The 23846-nt window shown below is 69.2% G+C and carries 21 protein-coding genes; 13 read left to right on the top strand and 8 right to left on the bottom strand.

The window, feature by feature from the left end; all coding sequences use genetic code 11:
* Positions 1–253: 253 nt before the first annotated feature.
* Entirely contained in the window at positions 254–2347 is a 2094-nt protein-coding gene (locus B4A39_RS09365; RefSeq protein ID WP_292035804.1) for a S46 family peptidase, read from the bottom strand.
* A 194-nt stretch (positions 2348–2541) separates the two neighbouring features.
* Between B4A39_RS09365 and B4A39_RS09360 the strand changes: the two genes are divergently transcribed.
* Genes B4A39_RS09360 through B4A39_RS09350 form a run of 3 tightly spaced genes read left to right on the top strand, consistent with a single transcriptional unit; the run spans position 2542 to position 5508 of the window.
* Positions 2542–3714, top strand: coding sequence for an ABC transporter permease (locus B4A39_RS09360; protein ID WP_292035803.1), 1173 nt, complete (start codon positions 2542–2544; stop codon positions 3712–3714).
* Positions 3711–4466: an ABC transporter ATP-binding protein gene (locus tag B4A39_RS09355; RefSeq protein WP_292035800.1), complete on the top strand. Its 756-nt coding sequence runs from the start codon at positions 3711–3713 to the stop codon at positions 4464–4466. The genes B4A39_RS09360 and B4A39_RS09355 overlap by 4 nt, the downstream gene beginning before the upstream one ends.
* Before the next feature lie 25 nt (positions 4467–4491).
* Positions 4492–5508, top strand: a complete 1017-nt coding sequence (locus B4A39_RS09350) for an HlyD family secretion protein (protein ID WP_292035796.1) — start codon at positions 4492–4494, stop codon at positions 5506–5508.
* A 57-nt stretch (positions 5509–5565) separates the two neighbouring features.
* Here B4A39_RS09350 and B4A39_RS09345 read toward each other — a convergent pair whose 3' ends face one another.
* Together B4A39_RS09345 and B4A39_RS09340 are read right to left on the bottom strand one after the other, a co-directional pair.
* Positions 5566–6363 (bottom strand): crotonase/enoyl-CoA hydratase family protein, encoded by a 798-nt coding sequence (locus B4A39_RS09345; RefSeq protein WP_292035792.1) that lies wholly within the window; start codon positions 6361–6363, stop codon positions 5566–5568.
* Positions 6364–6484: 121 nt separating this feature from the next.
* Complete coding sequence (locus B4A39_RS09340; protein ID WP_170136955.1) at positions 6485–6643, bottom strand: hypothetical protein; 159 nt, start codon at positions 6641–6643, stop codon at positions 6485–6487.
* A gap of 165 nt (positions 6644–6808) precedes the next feature.
* On the opposite strand from B4A39_RS09340, the gene B4A39_RS09335 reads away from it, so the two are divergent.
* Both B4A39_RS09335 and B4A39_RS09330 read left to right on the top strand, forming a co-directional pair.
* Entirely contained in the window at positions 6809–7036 is a 228-nt protein-coding gene (locus B4A39_RS09335; RefSeq protein ID WP_292035780.1) for a DUF1289 domain-containing protein, read from the top strand.
* Between the two features lie 107 nt (positions 7037–7143).
* A complete protein-coding gene (locus B4A39_RS09330; RefSeq protein WP_292035777.1) occupies positions 7144–7635 on the top strand; it encodes a retropepsin-like aspartic protease family protein in 492 nt (163 codons plus the stop codon).
* A 128-nt stretch (positions 7636–7763) separates the two neighbouring features.
* Here the strand turns inward: B4A39_RS09330 and B4A39_RS09325 are convergent, their stop codons facing one another.
* Positions 7764–8615 (bottom strand): LD-carboxypeptidase, encoded by an 852-nt coding sequence (locus B4A39_RS09325; RefSeq protein WP_292035775.1) that lies wholly within the window; start codon positions 8613–8615, stop codon positions 7764–7766.
* A gap of 82 nt (positions 8616–8697) precedes the next feature.
* Here B4A39_RS09325 and B4A39_RS09320 point away from each other — a divergent pair, with 82 nt between their 5' ends.
* From B4A39_RS09320 to B4A39_RS09310, 3 genes are all read left to right on the top strand, one after another.
* Positions 8698–10098: a UDP-N-acetylmuramate--L-alanine ligase gene (locus tag B4A39_RS09320; protein WP_292035772.1), complete on the top strand. Its 1401-nt coding sequence runs from the start codon at positions 8698–8700 to the stop codon at positions 10096–10098.
* Positions 10099–10215: 117 nt separating this feature from the next.
* On the top strand, positions 10216–11817 hold the full coding sequence (locus B4A39_RS09315; protein ID WP_292035770.1) for an ATP-binding protein: 1602 nt from the start codon (positions 10216–10218) through the stop codon (positions 11815–11817).
* Positions 11818–11857: 40 nt separating this feature from the next.
* A complete protein-coding gene (locus B4A39_RS09310; RefSeq protein ID WP_292035869.1) occupies positions 11858–13888 on the top strand; it encodes a TonB-dependent receptor in 2031 nt (676 codons plus the stop codon).
* 17 nt (positions 13889–13905) lie between these two features.
* Here the strand turns inward: B4A39_RS09310 and B4A39_RS09305 are convergent, their stop codons facing one another.
* The gene (locus B4A39_RS09305) at positions 13906–14745 is read right to left on the bottom strand and encodes an acid phosphatase (RefSeq protein ID WP_292035767.1); all 840 of its coding nucleotides are present in this window, start codon (positions 14743–14745) and stop codon (positions 13906–13908) included.
* Positions 14746–14904: 159 nt separating this feature from the next.
* Here B4A39_RS09305 and B4A39_RS09300 point away from each other — a divergent pair, with 159 nt between their 5' ends.
* The 5 genes from B4A39_RS09300 to B4A39_RS09280 are packed head-to-tail and all read left to right on the top strand — an operon-like array spanning position 14905 to position 19369.
* Positions 14905–15570, top strand: a complete 666-nt coding sequence (locus tag B4A39_RS09300; RefSeq protein WP_292035764.1) for a PepSY-associated TM helix domain-containing protein — start codon at positions 14905–14907, stop codon at positions 15568–15570.
* A gap of 25 nt (positions 15571–15595) precedes the next feature.
* Positions 15596–16111: a DUF2271 domain-containing protein gene (locus B4A39_RS09295; RefSeq protein ID WP_292035761.1), complete on the top strand. Its 516-nt coding sequence runs from the start codon at positions 15596–15598 to the stop codon at positions 16109–16111.
* Between the two features lie 11 nt (positions 16112–16122).
* On the top strand, positions 16123–16917 hold the full coding sequence (locus B4A39_RS09290) for a DUF4198 domain-containing protein (protein ID WP_292035758.1): 795 nt from the start codon (positions 16123–16125) through the stop codon (positions 16915–16917).
* The gene (locus B4A39_RS09285) at positions 16887–17993 is read left to right on the top strand and encodes an FAD:protein FMN transferase (RefSeq protein WP_292035755.1); all 1107 of its coding nucleotides are present in this window, start codon (positions 16887–16889) and stop codon (positions 17991–17993) included. The genes B4A39_RS09290 and B4A39_RS09285 overlap by 31 nt, the downstream gene beginning before the upstream one ends.
* Positions 17994–17995: 2 nt before the next feature.
* Positions 17996–19369, top strand: a complete 1374-nt coding sequence (locus B4A39_RS09280; protein ID WP_292035752.1) for a sulfite reductase subunit alpha — start codon at positions 17996–17998, stop codon at positions 19367–19369.
* A 4-nt stretch (positions 19370–19373) separates the two neighbouring features.
* Here the strand turns inward: B4A39_RS09280 and B4A39_RS09275 are convergent, their stop codons facing one another.
* The 3 genes from B4A39_RS09275 to B4A39_RS09265 all read right to left on the bottom strand — a co-directional run bounded on the left by B4A39_RS09275 (position 19374) and on the right by B4A39_RS09265 (position 23741).
* Positions 19374–20051: a Fe2+-dependent dioxygenase gene (locus B4A39_RS09275; RefSeq protein ID WP_292035749.1), complete on the bottom strand. Its 678-nt coding sequence runs from the start codon at positions 20049–20051 to the stop codon at positions 19374–19376.
* Positions 20052–20133: 82 nt separating this feature from the next.
* Positions 20134–22401 (bottom strand): TonB-dependent receptor, encoded by a 2268-nt coding sequence (locus B4A39_RS09270; RefSeq protein WP_292035745.1) that lies wholly within the window; start codon positions 22399–22401, stop codon positions 20134–20136.
* 128 nt (positions 22402–22529) lie between these two features.
* A complete protein-coding gene (locus tag B4A39_RS09265; protein WP_292035742.1) occupies positions 22530–23741 on the bottom strand; it encodes an NAD(P)/FAD-dependent oxidoreductase in 1212 nt (403 codons plus the stop codon).
* Between the last annotated feature and the right edge of the window lie 105 nt (positions 23742–23846).

Genomic DNA, 23846 nt, shown 5'->3' with positions numbered 1-23846 from the left:
CGGCGAGGACGAGAGGGTCTTAGCAGCGCAATACGTCAGACGGGGGCGTAACTTTCCTTCTCCCCTTGAGGGAGAAGGTGGGCGCCGGAGGCGCTCGGATGAGGGGTGTCGGCGCGACACTATGAAAAAGGGGCGTTGGCGGCGAGCCTGAAACTCAGACCGCGCCGCCGACACCCCTCATCCGTCATGCTGCGCATGACACCTTCTCCCTCAAGGGGAGAAGGGTCGCCTGCGGCTGCTTGAGCGCAGCGGCTTAGCGCGTGACGCCCAGTTCGCGCAGCAGGCGCGGCTGGTTGTAGACGTTGCGCAGGGCCTCGGTGACGGCGGCGGTCGAGACCGTAACCGTGCGGTTCAGCTCGCCGTCGTAGCCGAACGAGCCGCCCAGCGAGTGGATGTTGCCGTCGAAGGCGGCGCCGATCACTTCACCCTTGGCGTTGATGACCGGCGAGCCGGAGTTGCCGCCGATGATGTCGTTGGTCGAGACGAAGTCATAGACGGTCGCCTTGTTGACCCGGCTCTCGGCGTCGATGAAGCGCTGGGCCGCGTTGAACGGCTCGGCGCCGGTGGCGCGCTCATACAGGCCGCCGATCTGGGTGAAGGCCGGCACGGTCACGCCGCGATAGGTCCAGCCCTTCACCTGACCATAGGACAGGCGCAGGCTGAAGGTCGCGTCGGGGTAGAGGTTGTCGCCATAGACGGCGAAGCGGGCCTGGGCGACCTTTTCGGCGGCGCGGGCGGTCGGGGCGTTGACGCCGGCGTCCCACTGGGTGCGGACGGCCTGGGCGGCGTCGTCGTTGGCCAGGACGAAGGCGATCATCGGGTCGCCCGAGGCGGCCAGTTGTTCCGGCGTCATGGCCAGGGCCTGGGCGCGGAAGGCCGGGTCGATAAGTTTCGTTTCGACCAGCTTGGCGGCGATGCCCTCGGGGTTTTCGCGGCCCAGCATCGCCTTCACATTGGCGTTGTCGACCGTCAGGTATTCGCGGGTCTTGGACAGCCAGAAGGACAGCTGGATCTCCTCGACGCCCTTGGCGATCGGGGCTTCCGACGCCAGGCGACGGCCGAGGGCGGCGATGTCGCTGTCGGCGTAGCCGGCGCGGCGTTCGGCGACCGGCTTGGCGCGTTCCTTGGAGGCGCGGACGATGGCGCGGGCGTAGGAATACAGTGTCGAACCGCCGCCGGCGTTACCCTCCAGCTGGCGGTAGGGCAGATAGAGGTCGCGCGCGGTGGTCTGGGTCTTTTCCAGATCGGCCCACGGGTCGCCGATACGCTCGGCCAGGGCCGGGTCGGCGGCGACGCGTTGACGCAGCTCGGCTTCCTCGGCGCGCTTCTTGCCCATGAAGGCCGGGTCGGTCAGGGCGCCCTGCTGGCCGTAGTAGACCTTGAAGCTGTTCTCGAGGCCGAAGATCGGGTCCAGAGCGACGCGCTTCTCTTCGTCGCCTTGCGTCGAATACTCGACCAGACGGCCGCGCAGCTCGGAGCCCTGGATCAGGGTGACCGGGATCTGCTGGTCGCGCAGGCGCTCCAGCTGGCTGATGGTCAGCAGGCGCGAGGTCGAGCCGGGGTTGCCGGCGACGAAGGTCAGGTCGCCCTCGGCCGGGGCGTTCGGGTTCCACTTCAGGTGGTTGGGCGAGGCGACCGGCTTGCCGTCCTCATAGGCGCGCAGGAAGGCGGCATCGAGGGCGTAGCGCGGGAAGTTGAAGTTGTCCGGGTCGCCGCCGAAGAAGGCCGCCTGGAACTCCGGCGCGAAGGCCAGACGCACGTCCTCGTACTTGCGGAACTTGTACAGGGCGTACTTGCCGCCGCGATAGAAGCTGATGACCTGGCAGGTCAGCTTGCGATCGTCGCCGCAGGCTTCCTTCTGGATCTTGTCGATCTCGGCCGAACGGGCAGCGACGAAGGCGGCGCCTTCCAGACCGGCGCCGGCGCCCAGCACGCGCTCGGTCACGTCGGTGATGTCGGTCAGCACCTCGGCGGTCTGGCCGGGGCAGGTCTTTTCTTCTTCACGCGTGGCCGGCATCCAGCCGTTCTTCACGTAGTCGTTCTGGGCCGTCGACAGGTCCTGGACGCAGGAGATGACGCAGTGGTGGTTGGTCAGGATCAGGCCTTCGCCCGAGACGAACGAGGCCGAGCAGCCCTGCAGGCGGACGGCGGCGTTGCGCACGCGGTCCAGCCACGACTGGTCGATGCGGGCGCCATACTTGTCGTTCACCGTCTGGATCGGGAAGTTGTCGAAGGTCCACATGCCCTCGTCGGCGCGGGCCGGCGTGGCGGTCGCGCCGGTGACGGCGGCGGCTACGCCCAGGGCCGCCAGCGAGGCGGTGAAGGAAAAGGTGCGACGAAGCGACATTCATACTCTCCCGAGCGCAAGGCCCGGCGCCTCGCGTCTGTTATTGTGTAACTAGCGCCGCCAAGGGACGGGCCTCAAGCCCCCTTAGTCAAGACGCGCGGCGGGGGGAAGCCGCAGCCTTACCCCGATTTAACTTGGCCCCGGACCGTGGCGCGGTCAGATAACGCTGCAAGTCAGGGGAATGAATACGCGTCATGTCGCTCGCGCTATCCACGCTGCTCTTTGAGTGGCGACGTTATATGGCCGCCGTCATGGCGCTGGCCCTTTCGGGCCTGCTCGTGCTGGCGATGACCGGTGTCTTCATCGGCATCGGCAAGGGCTTCACCGCCCAGATCGAGCGCTCGAACGCCGACATCATGATCCTGCAGCCAGGCGCCAAGAGCCTGATCAACGGTCCGTCCGGCGTGCCGCGCCGCTTCATCCCTCTGGCCTACAACCACCCCGCCGTGGTCGAGGTCCAGCCCCTGGACGGCGCCGGCGGCACCTTCCAGTCGGTCAAGGAGGTCGATCCGACCCGCAGTCAGGCCGACCGCGCCAAGCAGGGCGCGCCGCGTCAGAAATTCGTCCAGTCCAGCATCATCGACACGACGCCGGGCTCGGTGACCATTCCGACCGACTACTCCCAGGAGCTGGTGGACGCCCTGCGTCAGCCCTACACCGTCGCCATCGACGAGACGGCCCTGACCACCCTGGGCGTCAAGCTGGGCGACAAGGCTCTCTATAACGGCCAGACCGTCACCGTCGTCGGCGTGACGCGCGGCTATCCCAACATGATGCAGCCCGGCGTGGTCATGTCGCGCGACACCCTGCGGATGCTGGGTCAGGCCGACACCGGCCCGCGCGTCGGCCCCCTGATGATCAAGATCAAGGACCCCGCCCAGGCCCCGGCCGTCGTCGCCGAACTGAACAAGATGGGCAACGGCCAGTGGAAGGCCTGGACCCGTCAGGAACTGGCCGACGCCAACGCCGGCGCCATGTTCGAGGAAGGCATCCTGGTCATCATCATCGGCGGCTGCGTGGTGCTGGGCATCATCATCGGGGTGGCCATCACCTGGCAGACCCTGCGCGGCGCCATCATGGCCAACATCAAGGAGTTCGCCTCGCTCCGCGCCCTGGGCGTGGGCATGGGAAGCCTGCGCCGCATCGTCATGGAGCTGAGCTTCTGGGTGGGGATGGTCGGCGTCGCCGCCGCCATCGGCCTGACCTGGCTCCTGTCCCTGTTCGCCATGTCCAAGGCGGTCATCATCGCCCTGCCCCTGCCCCTGCTGATCGTGGTCGGCGGCGGTCTGATCGCCATCTCCATGCTGTCGGGCTTCCTGTCGATGGGCATCCTGAAGAAGAGCCAACCTGCGGACCTGCTGCGATGAACATGCATACGAAAGTTCACGGCAAGCATGGCGAGTTCGCCATCGAGGCCAAGGGTCTGATCAAACGGTTCAAGTCCGGCAAGAACTATGTCGAGGTGCTGAAAGGCGTGAATTTCGATGCCCGCCACGGCGACCTGACCATGGTCATGGGCCCGTCCGGGTCGGGCAAGTCGACCCTGATCGCCGCCCTGTCCGGCCTGCTGAAGCCCGAAGCGGGTCGGGTCGACGCCCTGGACGTGGATGACCTGTGGAAGCTGTCGACGGGGCGCCTGGACAAGTTCCGGCTGGATCACTGCGGCTTCATCTTCCAGGGCTTCAACCTGTTCCCGTCGCTCAGCGCCCTGCAGCAGGTGACGACGGTGCTGAAGTTCCAGGGTCTGACCCCGGATCAGGCCAAGAAGCGCGCCACCCTGGCGCTGGAAGAGGTCGGCCTGGGCCATCGCCTGCACCAGCGGCCGGCGGCCCTGTCCGGCGGCGAGAAGCAGCGCGTCGCCATCGCCCGCGCCCTGGCCAAGGACCCGCAGATCCTGTTCGCCGACGAACCGACGTCGGCCCTGGACGGCGAGAACGGTCAGGTGGTCATCAAGCTGCTGCGTCGTGCCGCCACCGAGCATGGCGCCGCGGTCATCTGCGTGACCCACGACCCACGCCTGGAAGCCTGGGCCGACCGGGTCATCCACATCGAAGACGGCGTGATCATCGACGATCAGCGCCGCACCCCCAATCCCGACGCCGTTCTGGCCTCGCACTAGACACCGATCCTCAAGGACGCCTCACATGCCCGCTTTCCTGAAAAACAAATGGCTCTGGATCGGCCTCGTGGCCGTGATCGCGCTGATCATCGGCTTCAGCCTGTTCCAGAACGCCCAGGCCGCCAAGAAGGCCGAAGCCGCCGCCGCCGCCGAGAAGAAGGTCGAGAGCCCCTATGCGGCCATCGCCAACGGCAAGGTCGACATCGAGGGCGGCATCATCCAGATCGCGGCCCGTCGCGGCGGCGTGGTGCGCGAAGTCCTGGTGCAGGAAGGCGACCGCGTCACGGCCGGCCAGATCCTGGCTCGCCAGGAAGACGACGAGCCCCGCCTGTCGCTGCAAAGCGCCGCCGCCGACGTGGCCCAGGCGGAAAGCCAGCTGCGCCTGATCAACGTCGACATCGCCACCGCCCAGCGCGAGTACGACCGCCTGCAGAAGCTGGTTTCGACCAACTTCGTCGCCGCCCAGCGCCTGGATCAGGCCCGTGACGCCATCGCCTCGGCCCAGGCGCGCCTGACGGCCCAGCAGTCGGCCATCCAGACAGCCCGCGCCCGTCGCGACCAGGCGGCCTACAACGTCGAACTGACGGTGATCCGCGCGCCGCAGGACGGCCGCATCGTCCGCCGCTACGCCAATCCCGGCGCCGGCGCCTCGACCCTGAACGTGTCCAACATGTTCGATCTGGAACCCGACGCCCCGCGCATCGCCCGCGCCGAAATTGTCGAGGCCGACATCCCCAACATCACCCCGGATCAGGCCGTCGAGATCACGCCGGAAGGCGACCCGTCCAAGGTCTATATCGGCAAGGTCCTGCGCCGCGCCGCCGTCTTCGGCGCCCGCAAGCTGGCCTCGGACGATCCCTCGCAGCGCACCGACGAGCGCGTGGTCGAAGTGGTGGTGGCCGTCAACGACGCTCCGCTGCTGATCGGCCAGCGCGTCCTGGTCAAGTTCATGAAGCCGGGCCAGGCGGCCGGCGCGAAGCGCGACACCAATGTCACGGGCGTGCCCGCCAACCGCTCGATGCAGACCCCGGCCCGCCGCTAAGGGCGAGGACTGAAATGGAAAAGGGGCCTCGCGAGAGGCCCCTTTTTTGTTGTCCGATCAGTTCCCGGTGAAGTCGCCCGGCCGCTTTTCCAGCACCGCGGTGACGCCCTCGATGTGGTCGTCGGTCAGGTGGGCCAGGGCCTGAATGGCGGCCGACAGCTCCAGCATCTGATCGAAATTCATGTCGCGGCCCTGACGCAGCAGGCTCTTGGCCATGCGCAGGGCCTGGGGCGGCTGGGCGGCGATCTGGGTGGCCGTGGCCATGGCCTCGTCCATCAGGGTCTCATGCGGAACCACGCGGTTGACCAGACCCCACTGGTCCGCCGTTTCAGCGTCGATGGAGCGGGCGGTGAACAGCATTTCGGCCGCGCGGACATAGCCGACGTTCCTCGGCAGCAGCCAGGACCCGCCGTCGCCGGGGATGATGCCCAGCTTCATGAAGGGCACGCCGAAACTGGCGCGATCCGAGGCGATGCGGATGTCGCCCAGGCCGGCGATGTCGCAGCCCAGACCCATGGCCGGGCCGTTGACGGCGGCGATCAGCGGAACCTCCAGCCCGTAAAGCGAGCGGACGATGCGGTGGACGACGCGGCGATAGCGTTCGCGGATGGCGGCGCCCGAGCCCTCGAACAGGTCGGCGCGGGCCTTCATCGCCTTCAGGTCGCCGCCCGCCGAAAAGGCCCGCCCCGCCCCCGTCATGACCACGCAGCGGATCGACGGATCGGCGTTTACCGCTTCGCAGGCCGCGGCGAAGGCCTCGCCGTCGTCCAGATCCGGCAGGGCGTTCAGCCGATCCGGCCGGGTCAGGGTCCAGACCATGACCGCGCCGTGGCGCTCCTCGACGATCAGACCCATGGCGACGCTCCTCTTGAAAGATGGAGCCGGTTTCAGCGGGGCGGCGGAGCGAAGGCAAGTGGAATTGAAAAACCCCGGTCGTTCTGACCGGGGCTTGCGGGTTGGATCAATGTCCTCGCGACTACGCGCGCGGTCGTTTGATCGTTATGGGCACGAAGTTCGAGGGATGACTGACCGCGCGGTTGTTGGCGGGGTTCATCTGCTTCGTGTTGACCAGCATCCCGCCCCACAGGGCGAAGGACATCATGGCGTGCTGGAGGTTACGGTCCTTGTCGTTCATTTGGGCGTCTCCTTTCGTTGAACGATGAAAGAAGACGCGTCGTGCTTATCGGGAATCTCACCGTCATAGTCGTTTCGCGTCAGGATCCCAGATAGCGCGGCCTGGTTAAAAAGTCAAGATTTTGGTCCGAAGTCGGACGTATTGTAGTTTCAACGTCATAAAACCATGAGCCAGCCGCCCGCCGCCTCTTCTGCCCGACCGCCCCGCGCCGTCGCCACGCCCTGCGTTATGGTCTGCACCGTGGACGGGGCCTCGGGCCTGTGCCTGGGCTGTTTCCGCACCCTGCCGGAGATCGCGACCTGGAGCCGGATGAGCGATGAGGAACGGGCGACGATCATGGCGGAACTGGGCGAGCGGCGGCGGTTGATCGACCCGGTGCTGCTGGGCGAATAGGCCTGCAGAGGAGGGTCGCGCACCGCACGTAACGCCGATCGTCCGTCAACCTTTCGTTCGCCGTATCGCTTCACCGGACGCCAAGACCCTTGCGGCAGATTGGGGTCATGATCCGTATCGATCCGCGCTCTGCTGTCGTTTTCGCCGCCGCCCTAGCGTCGTCGCTGGCCTGCGCCGGCGCTTTGCGCTGGATGGACGGCGCGGGCGAAGCCCAGGCCGCCAGCCTGGTATCCAGCGCCCCGTCCGTGGCCCGTTCAGCCGACGGCCACTACTGGGCCGAGGCGATCGTGGACGGCCGCCCCATGCGGATGCTGGTCGATACCGGCGCCAGCGTCGTGACCCTGAGCCGCGCCGACGCGGAGCGGGCCGGCGTCAGCGTTGGGGCCCGAGACTTCACCCGCACGCTGAACACCGCCTCCGGGCCGGTAAAGGCGGCGCCGGTCGTTCTGCCTTCCCTGGCGGTGGCCGGTGTCCGACTGACGGCGGTCGACGCCCTGGTGGTGGACGCCGACATGCCCGCCTCGCTGCTGGGCATGAGCTATCTGGGCCGGTTGTCAGGTTTTGAAGCGCGACCCGAAGGCCTGACCTTCAAGGGCTAGCACCGGCCTTCCCGTCATCCGGAAGCGGCGCAGCCGCTATCCGGGACAGCAGGAAATGCAGACGGCGGCGCCTTGAGCGGTCCCGGCTCTGCGCCTCTCTGCGAGAGGCTGGGCCGGGATGACGGATTTCAGCGGTTCGTCCCGAAGGGCACCACCTTGTTGTCCCGGTCGTGGCCGATGTCGGCGCTCCCCAGGTAAGGAACGCCCGAGCGCGCGCACCAGTAGCGGACGATCTCTTCCGCCGTCAGGCCGAAGTCGGGATCATTGGGCGTGACGTCCGACACCCGGCCCAGACGGATGCCCGCCGCGCGCCGGATCGAGGCCTGACCGGTCAGGTGGAACATCATCCGGTCGACGCGGTAGAGGGCCTCGGACACCTCTTCCAGCATGATGACGTGGCCCGACAGGTCCGGCTCCAGCGCCGTGCCGACCAGTTCATTGAGGATGGTCAGATTGAAGGCCACGGCCGGGCGCGGGTCGTCCAGCAGCGAGGGCTCCAGCGCAGCGCGGTCGCCGCTGACCAGCCAGTCCACCGCGCGACGACCAGTCGCCTCGTGCCGCGCCCCATCCGAGGCCATCGGGCCGTGGGCCACATGGGGGAAGCCCGCCTTGTAGAGCAGGGCCAGCAGGCTGCCGGCGTCGGAATAGCCGAGGTAGCGCTTCTTCCTGGCCACCGCGTTCAGTTGCGGCAGGACGGCCTCGGCGATGCGGCAGGCGCCGTAGCCGCCGCGCGCGAACCAGACGGCGCCGATACGCGGATCATTGGCGAACTCGACGAAGGCGCGGGCGCGGGTGGCGTCGTCGCCGCCGAAATGGCCATGCTTGTTGAAGACCGACGGATGAAAGACCAGTTGCACCTCGCCGCCCGGATAGGCCTGATCCATCCAGGCCTGGATGGCCGCGCCGCGCGCGGGGTCCAGACGCGAACTGGCGTTGACGACGCCGATCTTGAAAGGACCTGGCTTGAACGATGCAGACATGGCGATGGGGCTGGCCTCCGGCGTCGCCCGTGCTAGTCAGGCCGTCGGACATTCCCCGGTTTCGCGCGTCAAAATCAAGCCGATGAACAAAGACTATTTCTTCTGCGGCGTCGGCGGGTCCGGCATGCTGCCCCTGGCCATGATCGTTCAGGCCCAGGGCAACCGCATCGCGGGCTCGGACCGGGCGCTGGACCAAGGGCGCACGCCGGACAAGTTCGACTGGCTGCGCGCCCACGGCGTCGCCCTGCATCCGCAGGACGGATCGGGCGTGACCGGCGCAGACCAGATCGTCGTCGCCACCGGGGCGGTCGAGGAAACGGTGCCGGACATTGGCGCGGCCAGGCGCGTCGGCGCCGCCATCAAGACCCGCCCCCAGTTGCTGAGCGAGCTGTTCAATGCGGCCCCGACCTCGATCGGGGTGGCGGGCACCAGCGGCAAGTCGACCATCACCGGCATGATCGCCTGGATCCTGGACCGGGCGGGACGCCGGCCGACCGTGGTCAACGGGGCGGTGATGAAGAACTTCGCCGACGCGGACCATCCCTTCGCCAGCGCCCTGGTCGGCGGACCCGACCTGTTCGTGGCCGAGGTGGACGAGAGCGACGGCTCCATCGCCCGCTATGACGCCACCGTCGCGGTCGTCTCCAACATCTCGCTGGACCACAAGTCGATGGAGGAACTGCGCGACCTGTTCGGCGGCTTCGTCGGACGGGCGACGACGGCGGTTCTGAACCTCGACAATCCCGAGACGGCGGCGCTGGCCCAGGAACTGGCGTTGGCCCTGCCGACGGGCAAGGCGATCACCTTCGCCCTGGGCGAGGAAGAGGCCGACCTGTCGGCGCACGACCTCAAGCCCCTGCCGACCGGCATGAGCTTCGAGCTGCGGGTACGCGGCGAGGCTCCACGTCCGGTCGTGCTGAACGTGCCCGGCGCGCACAATGTCGCCAACGCCCTGGCGGCCCTGGGCGCGGTCAAGGCCCTGGGCGTCTCGGTCGATGCGGCGGTCGCGGCGCTGGAGAGCTTCGCCGGCATCCGGCGGCGGCTGGAGGTGGTGGGGACACGGAACGGCGTCACCGTCATCGACGACTTCGCCCACAACCCCGACAAGATCGCCGCCACGCTGAAGACCCTGCACGCCTTCGACGGGCGGCTGCTGGTCCTGTTCCAGCCCCACGGCTTCGGCCCGCTGAAGCTGATGCAGCGGGAGTTCATCGAGGGCTTCGCCGGGCTGATGCGCGAAAACGACGTCCTGCTGATGCCCGAGCCGGTCTATTACGGCGGCACCACCGACCGAAGCGTGGGGTCCGAGGACATCGCGGCGGGCGTGCGCGCCGAGGGTCGTCAGGCCGAGGCCCTAGCCACCCGCGCCGACTGCGGCGACCGGATCGTCGAGATCGCCAAGCCCGACGACCGGGTCGTGGTCATGGGGGCGCGCGACGACAGCCTGTCGAGCTTTGCGGCGGAGCTTCTGGCGCGACTTTAAGGTCCGCGCTCGGATCAATCGTCAAATTGTCCTTGCAAAACATTCATTTCCAGCAAAGCGGCTGTTAAGCGTCGCCGGCCTAACTGCGCTCTCGCGATAAGCGGGAGGGGCGACCAAATGGCCAGGATCGGAGACTTCGTCGAGGCGGCGCCGCCCATGGCGCCCGACGCCTTTGGGGCCGAGGCCTTCGACCGGTTCCAGGATGAGCCGAACACCCTGGTCATCGCCGTGGTGGACGAGGACGGACGGCCCGTCGGCCTGATCGAGCGCAACGCCTTCACCCTGAAGATGGCGGCCGAGTTCGGTCGGGCCCTCTATGCACGCCGCCCCGTCTCGGCCCTGATGGAGCCCGAGCCGCTGATGGTCGAGGCCGACGCCTCGGCCGACGTCCTGTTCCAGAACATGGATGCGGCAGGGTTGGGCGCCCTGCTGAAAGGCTTCATCGTCGTTTCACGCGGCCGCTACGTCGGGGTCGGGGCCGGTCTGCACGTGCTGCAGGCGGGCGTGGCCATCCACAAACGTCGCGCCGAGGCCATGAGCCAGCTGGCCCAGAACCTGGTCCGCGCCGAGGCCGAGGCCCGCGCCTCCAGCCGCGCCAAGTCCGAGTTCCTGGCGGTGATGAGCCACGAGATCCGCACCCCGCTGAACGGGGTGCTGGGGGTGGCCGCCCTGATGGAGCGCGAGCTGACGCAGGACGGCCTGCGGCCCTATGTCCGCACCATTCTGGATTCCGGGAACAGCCTGCTGCGGCTGCTGACCGACGCCCTGGACATGTCGCGGGCCGAGGCCGGCATCCTGACGCTGGAGCCGGCGCCCCTGGACCTCGACGCGGTGGCGGCGGACCTCTCGGCCCTGTGGCGGCCGCGCGCCGAAGAGAAGAACCTGCGGCTGACGGTGGCGACCGACACCGTCGAGGCGCGCTGGGTCGTCGGCGACGAGATGCGGCTGAAGCAGCTTCTGAACAACCTGATCGGCAATGCGCTGAAGTTCACCAACGAGGGTGCGGTCGAGGTCCGGCTGACCACCCGGCTGGACGACGGCCGGGTGCGGCTGGACGCCGTGGTGGATGACAGCGGACCCGGCGTCAGCGACGCGGCGGCTGTCGCCATCTTCGAGCCCTTCAACACCGGCGAGGCGGGGCGCCACGGCGCCGGCGCCGGACTGGGTCTGGCCATCTGTCGCCAGATCGTCGAGCGGATGGAAGGGGCGCTGGCGCTGGAGCGCTCGCCCGCCGGCGGGGCGCGTTTCCGCTTCGACCTGCATCTGCCGCTGGCCGAGGCCGACGCCCGGCGCGACGAGGACAGGACCGCCGCCCCGACCGCGCACGAGACCCTGCACGTGCTGGTGGTCGACGACCACGCCGCCAACCGCTTCGTCGCGGGCAAGGTGCTGGCGCTGTTCGGCTGCACCCACGAGACCGCCGACGACGGCCGGCAGGCTGTGGAGCGGGCGACGCTCGCCCCCTTCGACCTGATCCTGATGGACGTGAAGATGCCGGTGATGGACGGAGTGGCGGCGACGCGGGCGATCCGCGCCCTGCCGGGGGTGGCGGGCGCCGTGCCCATCCTGGCCCTGACCGCCAACGCAGACCCGCGCGACGAGGCCGAATATCTGGCCGCCGGCATGGACGGGGTGGCGCAGAAGCCGATCCAGCCCGACGCCCTGCTGAACGCCATCCGACTGGCGCTGTCGCGACATAGCGTGGCGAAGGCGGCTTAAGGGGCGCAACCGACGCCGCGCTGGGGTATTGTCCCGCTTGATGCTTCAGGACACGCCCCCCGCCCCCCCGACCACCACGCTCGACGAGGTGATCGTCACCGCCGCGCGCCTGCCCCCCGCGGCGGGCGAGGCCGCCTTCTCCGTCATCCGCCTCGGCGAGGACCCCCTGTCGACCGCCACGCGGCTGGACGAGGCCTTGGCCTCTGTCCCGGCGGTGTCGCTGTTTCGGCGGACCTCGAGTCTGGCTGCCAATCCGACGACCCAGGGCATATCCCTGCGGGCCATCGCACCGTCGGGCGCGGGGCGGACCCTGGTGACGCTGGACGGCGTGCCTCTGAACGATCCCTTCGGCGGCTGGGTGATCTGGTCGCAGACGCCGACCGAGAGCGTCGAGAGCCTGGACATCGTGCGCGGCGCCGGGGCCGGTCCCTATGGCGCCGGGGCGCTGACCGGCGTGATTCAGTTGAGAGAGCGCGAGCGCGGCGGGGTGCTTGACGCCTCGCTGGCCGAGCGCGGCGGGGCGCGGCTGGCTGGCTCGGGCGGCGTCGACGCCGGCCCGATGAGGCTGACCGGATCGGCGCTTTACGAAACCAGCGACGGCTATGTTCCGGTGCGCGGACCGGCGGCCGGGGCGGCGGACACGCCGCTGGACCTGGAGGCGAAGAGTGCGTCCCTGCGCGCGGACGCGCCGATCGGCGAAGCCGCCCTGTCGTTGCGCGCCGCCGTCTATGAGGAGGATCGCGGCTCGGGACTGGCGGGCGCGCGGTCCACGGCGAGCGGCCACGTGCTGTCCGCCACCGTCGCGCGTCAGGCCGGCGCCGACCACGCCGGATGGCGGCTGCAAGCCTGGCGACGCGAGAGCGACTTCGCCAACACCTCGGTCGCCGTGGCGGCGGATCGCGCCACGACCACGCCCGCCAACGACCAGTACGAGACCCCGGCGACCGGTTGGGGGCTGAACGCCGCCCTGCGTGGTCGCCGCGAGAGCGCGACGGGGCGACGGATGGAGTGGGAGGTCGGCGCCGACGCGCGCTTCAACGAGGGCGAGACGCGGGAGCTGTTCCGCTACATGGCGGGCGCCTTCACCCGCGACCGGATCGCTGGAGGCGAGGCCTCGGTGGCCGGCCTCTATGGTGAAGGCGCGCTGGAGGCCGGGCCCTGGTTGCTGGCGGGCGGGCTGCGGCTGGACAGCTGGAAAAATCAGAACGGCCGGCGGCTGGAGCGGGAGCTGGCCACCGGCGTCCCGACCCTTGACGAGACCGACCCCGAACGCTCGGGCGAGGTCGTCAGCGCCCGTCTGGCGGCCCGACGCATGATCGGCGGCGGCTGGGCGGCGCGGGCGGCGGCCTATTCCGGCTTCCGGCCCGCCACCCTGAACGAACTTCACCGGCCGTTCCGGGTCGGCAACGACCTGACCGAGGCCAATGCGGGCCTGGTCCCGGAGACCCTGCAAGGGGTGGAGGCGGGACTGGCGTTCGAGGGGCCGCTCTCGGCCTTCGGCGCGACCCTGTTCTGGAACCGGATCGAGGACGCCATCGTCAACGTCACCGTGGGCGAAGGCCCGGGGACCTTCCCGCGCGCGGGCTTCGTCCCGGCCGGCGGGGTGCTGCGCCAGCGCCAGAACGCCGGGACCATCGAGGCGACGGGTGTGGAGATCAACGCGCGTCAGACCGTGCGCGGCCGCCTGGACCTGACCGGCGCCGTCTCGGTCACCGACGCCCGCGTCGATGGCGGGGCCGCGGCGCCGCAGTTGACCGGCCTGCGCCCCGCCCAGGCCCCGATCTGGAGCGCGTCGGCGGGCGTGGACTGGCGGGCGAGCGAGAAGCTCCGCCTCGGCGCGCGCGCGCGCTACGAGAGCAAGCGGTTCGAGGACGACCTGAACAGCCGCGTGCTGGGGGCCGCCGTGACCCTGGACCTGCGGGCCGACTGGCAGGTCAATGACGCCGCCGCCCTGTGGCTGGCCGCCGACAACCTGTTCGACGCCGAGGTCGAGGTGTCCGAGACCGGCACGGGCGTCGAGGGCTATGGCCCGCCGCGCCTGTTCAGCGTCGGGCTGAGGCTGGCCTACTGACCGCCTCGACGCGAACCCTATGCGGCGAGCGCCGCAGCCTCTGAGGCGCAGTCGCTGGCGGGGGCCGCTTGAGCCGTGCGAGCGGTCGCGATCTCGGACCGCGCGGCCTCGACGTCGGCGCGGAATTCCGGCGCGGACTGCAGACGGGCGACGGTCGCGGAGGCCATCAGCCGGCCCTCTTCGGTGTCGCTGAGCCAGTGGACGTTGCACACGACGCGGCTCTGGCCGAAGGCGCGACCCCGCGCCAGAATTTCGTTCTGACGCTCCGGCGCGACCTGGGTCAGGACCAGGGCCCAGCCCCAGCCGATGGCGCTGTGCCCCGACGGATAGGAGCCGTCGTGGCGAAGGAAGTCCTCCTCGGCGGGGGTGCAGGTCGGGGTCGAGGTCACGACGAAGGGGCGCGTGCGCTGGTATTTGGTCTTGGTCGGATAGGTCGACAGACCGACATCGGCCATGGAGCGACGCAGCAGATTGTAGGTGCGCGGCGTTCCCGCCTCGCTGATCTCCACGCCCAGCGCGCAGGTGAAGGCGCGGGCCGCGTTGGGCAGGGACAGGTCGGCGTCGCGCGTGGCCAGCGACCAGCGGGGCGTGCCTTGCTGGCCCTGGGCCGCTGCGGCTGAGGCGTCGTCGCGCGCCTGGCCGGGCGAGCCGAACGCGGGCGGGGCGGGCAGGATGGCGAGGCTGTCGGGCGCGCCCCCCTGGGGCAGATAGGCGGCGGCGAGAATGGCGCGGATCTGCGCTTCCTGCTCCGGGGTCGTGGCCTGGATCGGCGATCCGCCAGGCTGCTGGGCCGCCGAGGCGCAGCCGACCGCGACGACCAGCGCCGCGACGGCCTTTGTGACGAGGGTGATCCGCATGACGGTGCGCTCCGCAGGGTTATGTCGGCCCCACGATCCCCCGAACCGGCTCACGATGTTATCCGGCGAAACCCGGACGGACGGCCCGATCCTATCCGCCGGGCGTCAGCGGCGCGAATGACGTTGCAAGTCGTTCGCACACTGTGGCAGAGCCGTGTTGTGAACCAAGCCACCGCCACCCCTTCCAAAACCGCCGCCAAGCCCAAGGCGGCGCTGAACGCCAAGCGGTCGTTCTGGCTGAAGCAATTGCACAGCTGGCACTGGATTTCGGCGGCGGTCAGCCTGGTCGGCATGATCCTGTTCGCCGTCACCGGCATCACCCTGAACCATGCGGCGCAGATCCCGGCCGAGCCGGTGACCAAGGAGGCCACCGCCACCCTGCCCGGCCCCCTGCTGGCGCGCCTGAGCGACTTTCCCGAGGACACGACCGATGCTGTGCCCGCCCCCGTGGCGCGCTGGGCGGCCGAGGCCTTCAAGGTGCAGGTGGCGAACCGGCCCACTGAAACCACGGCGGACGAAATCTATGTCGCCCTGGCCACGCCCGGCGGCGACGGATGGCTGACCATCGACCGTTCAACGGGCGAGGCCGTGCACGAGACGACGACGCGCGGCTGGGTCGCCTACCTCAATGACCTGCACAAGGGTCGGAACGCCGGAAAGGTCTGGTACTGGTTCATCGACGTCTTCGCCGTGGCCTGCGTGATCTTTTCCGTCACCGGCCTGGCCCTGCTGTGGCTGCACGCCCGCGGTCGGCCCTCGACCTGGCCCATCGTGGCGCTGGGCCTGCTGGTCCCCGTCGGCATCGCCCTTCTCTTCATCCACTAGCCCCTTCACTGGCGAGCATTATCCCATGCGCAAGCTGCCTCTCGTCCTGACCGCCGCCGGCCTCGCCGCCGCTGCGCCCGCCGTCGCCAACGCCGCAGACCTGACCGTCAACGTCGAACTGCCGCGCATTTCCAGCGCCTCCTACCACCGCCCCTATGTGGCCGTGTGGATCGAGAAGCCGGACCAGACCACGGCCCAGACCCTGGCCGTCTGGTATCAGCAGACCCGCAACAACGAGGGCGACGGCAAGGACTGGCTGAAGGATCTGCGCACCTGGTGGCGCAAGGGCGGCCGCGCCATGGATCTGCCCGCCGACGGGGTGTCCGGCCCGACCAAGGCGCCCGGCCGCCATACGGTGACCGTGCCCGCCGCCCGCCTGCGCGCCCTGCCGGCCGGTCAATACAACATCGTCGTCGAGGCGGCCCGTGAACTGGGCGGCCGCGAGGTCGTCCGCGTGCCCTTCCGCTGGGGCGGGGCCAATACGGCCGCCGGAACCGGCTCCACCGAACTGGGCGCCGTCCGCGTCGCCGTGACCCGCTAGGACCTGAGATCATGAAGAAGACGCTCGCCTTCCTGTCCCTGGCCGCTGTTCTGGCCGCCCCGCTGTCGGCCCAGGCGCACCGCGCCTGGCTGGCCCCGACGTCGACCGTCCTGTCGGGCAATGACGCCTGGGTCGGCTTCGACGCCGGCATGTCGAACGGGGTCTTCATCCCCGATCACGCCGCCATGCGTCTGGCCGGCCTGACCATCACCGCCCCGGACGGCTCGACCGCCCAGGCCGAGAATGTGATGCAAGCGAAGTATCGCTCCAGCTTCGACCTGCACCTGTCGCAGCCCGGCACCTATCGCGTCGCCAACGTCGGCTCGGGCTTCATGGCCAGCTACAAGCAGGGCGGCGAACAGAAGCGCTGGCGCGGCGCCGAGGCGGACTTCGCCGCCGCCATCCCGGCCGACGCCACCGAGGTTCAGGCCACGCGCACCGACAGCCGCACCGAGACCTTCGTGACCCTGGGCGAGCCCACGGATCTGGCCGTCGTCGGCAAGGGCCTGGAACTGTCCCCCGTCACCCACCCCAATGATCTGGCCGCCGGCGAGGCCGCGACCTTCAAGCTGCTGAAGGACGGCCAGCCCGCCGCCAACGTGGACGTGATCATCGCCCGCGGCGGCACGCGTTATCGCAACAACCCGGAAGAGATCACGGTCAAGACCGGCGCTGACGGCGCCTTCAGCGTGACCTGGCCGGAAGCCGGACTTTACTGGCTGGGCGCCTCGGTGCGCACGGCAGGCGTGAACGGCCAGCCCGGCTCGAACGCCTCGTGGAACGGCGCGCTGGAAGTCCTGCCCTGACCTCGAAACGCTCCAGTTCGGCCCCGCCGCCCCTCCAGATCGGCCCGGCGGTCGACGGCCGTCAGGACACGCGCGTCCTGATCCCCCCGACCACCCGCGCCCCGGAGCGGCCGCCCAGCGACCTGATCTGGTCGCTGGCGGGGGAGAGCATGGGCACCACCTGGTCGGCGCGTCTGGTTCCGCCGCTCGGAACGGCGCAGGACGCGTTTCAGACCGCGATCGAGGAGGAGCTGGCGCGCATCATCGCCCTGTTCAGTCCGTGGACGCCGGACAGCGAGATCAGCCGTTTCAACAACGCCCCCGCCGGGACGTGGAAGCTGTCGGACGAGTTCTGGAGCCTGCTGAACGCCGCGCTGGACCTGGCCGACGACGTCAACGGCGCGGTCGATCCGACGCTGGGGGCGCTGGTCGATCTGTGGGGGTTCGGCCCGCCGGGACCGCGCGATCCGCTCCACCCCCTGCCCGATGACGAGGAGATCGCCGCGGCGCTGGCCGTGTCCGGCTGGCAGAAGCTGCGGCTGAACCGTGACGGGCAGGCGGCGGTGCAGGCTGGCGGCGTCAAGCTGGACTTCTCGGGTATCGCCAAGGGTCACGCGGTGGACCGCGTCTCGGCGCGCCTGACGGCGATGGGCGCGACCTCGCACCTGGTCGAGATCGGCGGCGAACTGCTGGGGCGCGGCGTCAAGCCGGACGCCCAGCCATGGTGGGTGGAGATCGAGACCGTGCCGGGTTCGCCCGCGCCGCACACTGTGGCGGCCCTGTTCGATGTGGCCGTCGCCACCTCCGGCGACTGGCGCCGCGCCTTCGTGCATGAAGAGCGCCTCTATCCGCACACGCTCGACGGTTCGACCGGGCGGCCGGTGGACAATGGGCTGGCTCAGGTGACGGTGTTCGACGCCTCAGCCATGCGCGCCGACGCCCTGGCTACGGCCCTGACCGTTCTGGGCCCGTTCGACGGGCCGGAGTTCGCCGAGGCCATGCAGATCGCGGCCCACTTCGTCGAGCGCACGCCGCGCGGTCTGGTCGAGCGGATGACGCCCGCCTTCGCCGCCATGATGGACGAAGAAGCAGGCTGATCTTGACCGCCGACCTGACCCGCTGGCTGTGGACGGCCGTCGCCGTCGCCCTGTGGCTGGGCCTGATCGGCCTGACCGTCTGGCGCGTGCGGGTCGCGGCCCACCAAGCCGCCGAACAGGCGCGAGCCCTGGCCGAGGCGGCGGGCGACGACGCCGTCCTGGTCGCCTTCGCCAGCCAGACCGGGTTCGGCGAGGAACTGGCCTGGATGACGGCGCGGGCTCTGGGCGACGGCGGCGCGGGCGCGCGGATCACCACCTTCGCCGATCTGGATCTGACGGCTCTGAAAGGCGCCCGCCGCCTGCTGGTCATCGCCTCGACCACCGGCGAGGGGGACGCGCCTGACGGCGCCGCCCGCTTCGTGCGGCAGGTGATGAAGGCCGACGCCGACCTGTCGCATCTGTCCTATGGTCTGCTGGCCCTGGGCGACCGTTCCTATGACGCCTATTGCAGCTTCGGCCATGCGGTCGGCGACTGGCTGGAGCGCAGCGGCGCTCAGACCCTGTTCGATCGGGTCGAGGTCGACAACGGCGACGCGGGCGCCATCCGCCATTGGCAGCATCAACTGAACCAGCTGACCGGCTCGACCGCCACGCCCGACTGGACCCCGCCCGCCTATGACCGCTGGCGTCTGGTCGAGCGGTCGCTGCTGAACGCGGGCAGCCCCGGCGGCGCGGCCTGGCACCTGGCCTTCGAGCCGATCAACCACGCCCCCGACTGGGCGGCGGGCGACATCGCCGAGGTCGGTCTGCCCGTCCGCGACGGCGAGCAGCAGGCCAGCCGCGAATACTCGGTCGCCTCTTTGCCTTCGGACGGCCGGGTCGAGTTCTGCGTCCGCCTGATGACCGGTCCTTACGGCGCGCCGGGTCTGGCCTCCGGCTGGCTGACGCAGGACGCCCAGATCGGCGACGAGGTCGCCATGCGGGTGCGCCCCAACCGCAGCTTCCACGCCGCACCGCCGCAAGCCCCCGTCATCCTGATCGGCAACGGCACCGGCATCGCCGGCCTGCGCGGACATCTGAAGGCGCGGGCGCAGCATGAAAAGACCGGCGGCGCCTGGCTGCTGTTCGGCGAACGGACACGGGCGCACGACGCCTTCTACGACGCCGAGTTGCAAGCCTGGCTGGCGGCAGGCGTTCTGAGCCGTCTGGACCGCGCCTTCTCACGCGACGGGGGCGAGAACCGCTACGTCCAGTCGCTGGTGGCGGAACACGCCCGGCCGATGGCCGACTGGGTCGATCGCGGGGCCTATGTCTACGTCTGCGGCAGCCTGGAAGGCATGTCCAAGGGCGTCCACGCCGCGCTGGAGGCGGCGCTGGGCGAAGAACGGCTGACGCGGCTGACCGACAGCGGGCGCTATCGGCGCGACGTCTACTGAGGCGTCAGACCTCCGACCAGCGGCGCAGCAGGTTGTGATAGAGGCCAGTCAGTTCGATGACCGCCTGGTCCTTCGGCCCCTTGTCGAGATTGACCCTCTGGGTGGCGACGTCGAGGCGGAACAGGCTTTCGCGGTCGGCGTCGTCGCGGACCAGGCTTTGCAGCCACATGAAGCTGGAGACGCGGGCGCCGCGCGTCACAGGCGTGACCCGGTGCAGGCTCTTGGACGGGTAAAGGACCAGGTCACCGGCCGGCAGCTTGACCGACTGCGCTCCATACAGCTCCTCGATGATCAGTTCGCCGCCCTCATAATCCTCGGGCTCGGACAGAAAGAGGGTGGCCGAGAGGTCGCTACGGATGCGCACGTCCCCTCGCTGGCGGATGGCGTTGTCGACGTGGACGCCGAACTCGCCGCCGCCCTCGTAACGGTTGAACAGGGGCGGAAAGATCGTGTGCGGCAGGGCGGCCGAGACGAACATGGGGTTGGCGTTCAGAGCCTGGACGATCAGGGCTGACACCTCCTTCGCGGCCGCGCTGTCCTCGGGCAGTTGCTGGTTCTTCTTGGCGGTGGCCGACTGATGGCCCGAGGTCATGTTGCCGTCGGCCCAGGGGCCGGCGTCCAGGGTCCGGCGCAGGGCGGCGACCTCGGCCTTGGTGAAGACGTCGGGGATGTGCAGCAGCATGGCTCTCTCACCGCAGGAAACGCATCGGCCCCGCCGCTCGATTGAACGACGGGGCCGACATGATGGCGCGAAACGCCGCCGCTTAGTAGCGGACGTTCAGCGTCAGGATGGCCGAGCGGGCCGGAGCCACGTCGGCGTGGTGAACGCCGTTGGTGCGGATAATGTATTCCTCGTCCGTGGCGTTCTGGACGTTGAGTTGCAGCGAGGCGCGGTCGGTCACGTCATAGGAGGCGAACAGGTCCAGGCGGGTGTAGGCCGGGGCGTAGATACGGTTGCCGCCGCCGCCCGCGCCGCCCTGATTGCCGCCGTAGGACTTGCCGACATAGTAGACGCCGCCGCCGAGGCTGAGCTTGGGCAGCAGGCGATAGGTGGTGAACAGGCTGGCCGTGTGTTCTGGCGTATTGGCCAGTTCGTCGCCGACGTTGACGTTGTTATAGGCGCCTTCGACCAACTCCGAGTCCATCCAGGTGTAGCCGCCGAAGACCTGCCACTTGTCGGTCACATTGCCCGAGACGCCGAGTTCCAGACCCTGGACCTCGGCCTTGCCGGCCTGCTCATAGCGGCCGGCTTCCACCTGGATCTGAGCGTTCTTGCGCACGGTCTTGAACAGGGCGCCGCTGACCGCCAGGCGGTCGCCGAACAGATTGGCCTTGGCGCCGATCTCGAAGCTGTCGGTCTCTTCTGGATCCAGCAGGGTCGTGGCGAGGTTGCCGGTGCCCGTACCCGTCCCGCCGTTCTGGTCGCCGGCCGAAATGGTCGGCGGGGTCGAGGATGTGGCGTAGGAGGCGTAGATGCTGGTGTTGGCCGTCGGCTTGTAGACCGCGCCGATCTGATAGTTGACGAAGTCCCAGTCCGAGCGGGTCGAGGCGTAGACCGGCGCCGCGACCGTACCCGAGGCGTTGCGGGCGTCGACCGAATAGTCGTCCCAGCGCAGGCCCAGATTGACGATGAACTTCTCACCGAAGCTGATCGAATCAAAGGCGTAGACGCCCGTCGACTGGGTGTCGGTCGAGCTGACCAGACCGCGCGTGATTGTGCCGGTCCAGGGGTCGCTCGGGTTGGGGTTGTAGACCTGAGTGCAGTCCAGACCCGTCAGGGGCGCCGGGCAGGCCGTGCCGGTCAGGGTGGTGACCGTGTAGCCGGCGTTGTCGTTGATCTCGCTCGACAGCTCCAGGCCGAGGTTGAAGCTGTGCTTCACGCCGCCCGTCTGGAACGTGCCGGTCAGGTCGGTGACGTTGGCCAGGGTGTCGGCGGGGTTCCAGCGCGACTTCAGGCCCCGCTTCATCCACCAGACGCCGTTGATCTGCTGCGCGGCGCCGCCGTCGCCGGGGTTGGTGACGACGTAGTCGTTCAGGGTCTCGGCGTAGCGGGTGACGTTGCGGATCTTCAGGTTCTCGGTGAGCTGATGCTCCAGGGTGAGCGTGACCGAGTCCACCGTATTGGTCAGGTAGTCGCGCGCCGTCAGGCCGTAGAAGCTGTCGTAGGGCACGTCCAGAACGCCCGAGGCGTCCGGACGGGGCGCGTTCGCGCCGCCCAGCTTGGTGTAGAGCGGGATGCCGTAGTCAGGCATCTGGTCGCTGTCGAGGTGATAGTAGCTGGCGGTGACGGTAGTCCGCGTGCCGAGGCCCACGGCGATGGCGGCCGCGACGCCCCACTTGTCGAAATCGACTGCGTCGCGACCGGCGACATCACCCTGCGAAGCCATCAGGTTCAGGCGCATCGCGGCGGTCGGGCTGACCTGCCAGTTGGCGTCGACCGTGCCGCGCGCATAGCTGTCGGTGCCAATGCCGGCTGACCCGTGGATGAAGTTCTGCAGGCGCGGGGCCTTGGAGCCCAGGTTGATGCTGCCGCCGCCCGAGCCGCGGCCCGAGTAGACCGAGTCCGGCCCCTTGATGACTTCCACCTGCTCCAGGTTGAAGACTTCGCGCTGCTGGCCGCCGGTGTCGCGGATGCCGTCGACGAAGATGTTGTTGCCCGAGGCCTGGCCGCGGATGAAGGGACGGTCGGCCAGAGGCTGGCCGCCTTCACCGGCGCCGAAGGTGATGCCCGGCGAAGTGCGCAGGATGTCCTGAAGCGAGGTGGCGGCGGTCTGTTCGATGATCTGTTGCGGGATCACCGTGACCGAGCGCGGGGTGTCCAGCAGGGGTGCCACGAATTGCGGGTCCTTCGGCTCACGCTTGACGCGCTGGCCATGCACGTCGACCGCGCTCAGCGTCGTGGCGTCCTGGGTCACGTCCGCCGTGGCGATGGGGGCGTCGTCCGCCGCCAGAACCGGCGAAGCGCACAGCATTCCGGCGGCGCTGGATGCGAAAAGAAGCGCCTTGAGCGCGGTGGAACGGGCGTCGGACATGGGGAGGAACCAGTCAATTGATATTGAGACCGGCTCGCAATATCACCTTTTCAGGGTGCGACAATCTGACTCCTGCGACTAAATCGCAATTGCGGCAGAGATGTCACACTGACGTCATGAGAACGCCTTCACCCCGGTTTCGCGACCGCCTTGATCGAGACGGCCGGGTCGGCCAGCAGGGCCGAATCCACGGGCGTCGCCTTGCCGATCAGGAGACGCCCGCCCATGAATTCGGCCGGCGCGTTGACCGCCTCGACGCAGACGATGCGGTCGCCGGTCAGGTGGAAAACGGCGAAGCTTCCGCTGGCCGGGTCGCCACGCACCACCTGCGCGTCGGCGTCAAACGGCAGGCCGGCGATTTGAAGCTTCACGTCATACTGGTCGGACCAGAACCAGGGCGTTTCGGGCGCGGGCGCCGCGCGGCCGACGATGGCGGCCGCCGCCTGCTTGGCCTGCTCCAGGGCGTTGGGCACGCTTTCCAGCCGGTGCATGCGCCCGCCGTGGATCGGGATGGGCCGATGGGTCACGTCGCCGATGGCGTAGATGCTGGGATCGCTGGTGCGGGCCGCTTCGTCCACCACCACGCCGTTTTCGCAGGCCAGGCCGGCGGTGCGCGCCAGGGCCTCGCGCGCCAGGGCGCCGACGCCGACCAGGATGGCGTCCGCCGCAATCAACTCGCCATCCGCCAGCCGGACACCGCCGTCCTCGAAGCCTGAAACCTCGGCGCCCGTCAGGATCTCGACGCCGTGCCGGCGATGCAAGGCGGTGAAGAAGGTCGACAGGGTCTCCGACGCCACGCGGGCCAGCACCCGGTCCATCCGCTCGATCACCACCGCCTCGGCGCCGAGGGCGCGAGCCGAGGCCGCCGCCTCCAGGCCGACATAGCCGCCGCCGACGACCGCCAGCCGCTTGCCGGGAGAAAGCGCCGCCTTCAGCCGCTCGGCGTCCTCTAACGTGCGCAGTTCCAGCAGGTCAGACCGATCCGCGCCGGGGATGGCCAGCTTGCGCGCCATGGAGCCGGTGGCGAGGATCAGCACGTCATAGGTCTCGACCAGACCGTCGGCGAAGGTCACGGTCCTGGCCGCTGCGTCGATGGCCGTCGCGGTGACGCCGGTGCGCAGGTCGATATTCTGCTCCGTGTAGAAGCTCTCGGGCCGCAGCAGCAGGTCCTCCAGACCCGCCTCCCCCTTCAGCCAGGCCTTGGACAGGGGCGGTCGCTGATAGGGCGCCGCAGCCTCCTCGCCGGCCAGGACGATCTCGCCGTCAAAGCCATACTGTCTCAGAAGCGCCGCCGCCGAGCCCCCCGCGTGTCCCGCGCCGATAATCAGAACCTTGGTCATGGGGGACAGATAGAGTGGAGAGCAGTCAGTGGCGAGTGGCGAGACATTCCTTTTCCTCCCCACAGGTGGGGAGAAAAAAGCCCCATCGTCAACTCGCCTCGCTTG

It is taken from the genome of Brevundimonas sp. UBA4553 (genome assembly GCF_002387245.1).
Taxonomy (GTDB): Bacteria; Pseudomonadota; Alphaproteobacteria; order Caulobacterales; family Caulobacteraceae; genus Brevundimonas.
The sequence above is the reverse complement of the archived record's forward strand: the minus strand, read 5'-3'. Positions and strand labels throughout refer to the sequence as shown.

Bases quoted from the DNA above. Each gene is read 5' to 3' on its own strand.
- B4A39_RS09330 (WP_292035777.1), top strand. From the start codon at position 7,144: ATGATCCGTATCGATCCGCGCTCTGCTGTCGTTTTCGCCGCCGCCCTA.
- B4A39_RS09315 (WP_292035770.1), top strand. From the start codon at position 10,216: ATGGCCAGGATCGGAGACTTCGTCGAGGCGGCGCCGCCCATGGCGCCC.
- B4A39_RS09335 (WP_292035780.1), top strand. From the start codon at position 6,809: ATGAGCCAGCCGCCCGCCGCCTCTTCTGCCCGACCGCCCCGCGCCGTC.
- B4A39_RS09355 (WP_292035800.1), top strand. From the start codon at position 3,711: ATGAACATGCATACGAAAGTTCACGGCAAGCATGGCGAGTTCGCCATC.
- B4A39_RS09290 (WP_292035758.1), top strand. From the start codon at position 16,123: ATGAAGAAGACGCTCGCCTTCCTGTCCCTGGCCGCTGTTCTGGCCGCC.
- B4A39_RS09340 (WP_170136955.1), bottom strand. From the start codon at position 6,643: ATGAACGACAAGGACCGTAACCTCCAGCACGCCATGATGTCCTTCGCC.
- B4A39_RS09365 (WP_292035804.1), bottom strand. From the start codon at position 2,347: ATGTCGCTTCGTCGCACCTTTTCCTTCACCGCCTCGCTGGCGGCCCTG.
- B4A39_RS09310 (WP_292035869.1), top strand. From the start codon at position 11,858: ATGCTTCAGGACACGCCCCCCGCCCCCCCGACCACCACGCTCGACGAG.
- B4A39_RS09345 (WP_292035792.1), bottom strand. From the start codon at position 6,363: ATGGGTCTGATCGTCGAGGAGCGCCACGGCGCGGTCATGGTCTGGACC.
- B4A39_RS09295 (WP_292035761.1), top strand. From the start codon at position 15,596: ATGCGCAAGCTGCCTCTCGTCCTGACCGCCGCCGGCCTCGCCGCCGCT.
- B4A39_RS09320 (WP_292035772.1), top strand. From the start codon at position 8,698: ATGAACAAAGACTATTTCTTCTGCGGCGTCGGCGGGTCCGGCATGCTG.
- B4A39_RS09325 (WP_292035775.1), bottom strand. From the start codon at position 8,615: ATGTCTGCATCGTTCAAGCCAGGTCCTTTCAAGATCGGCGTCGTCAAC.
- B4A39_RS09305 (WP_292035767.1), bottom strand. From the start codon at position 14,745: ATGCGGATCACCCTCGTCACAAAGGCCGTCGCGGCGCTGGTCGTCGCG.
- B4A39_RS09275 (WP_292035749.1), bottom strand. From the start codon at position 20,051: ATGCTGCTGCACATCCCCGACGTCTTCACCAAGGCCGAGGTCGCCGCC.
- B4A39_RS09270 (WP_292035745.1), bottom strand. From the start codon at position 22,401: ATGTCCGACGCCCGTTCCACCGCGCTCAAGGCGCTTCTTTTCGCATCC.
- B4A39_RS09265 (WP_292035742.1), bottom strand. From the start codon at position 23,741: ATGACCAAGGTTCTGATTATCGGCGCGGGACACGCGGGGGGCTCGGCG.
- B4A39_RS09350 (WP_292035796.1), top strand. From the start codon at position 4,492: ATGCCCGCTTTCCTGAAAAACAAATGGCTCTGGATCGGCCTCGTGGCC.
- B4A39_RS09360 (WP_292035803.1), top strand. From the start codon at position 2,542: ATGTCGCTCGCGCTATCCACGCTGCTCTTTGAGTGGCGACGTTATATG.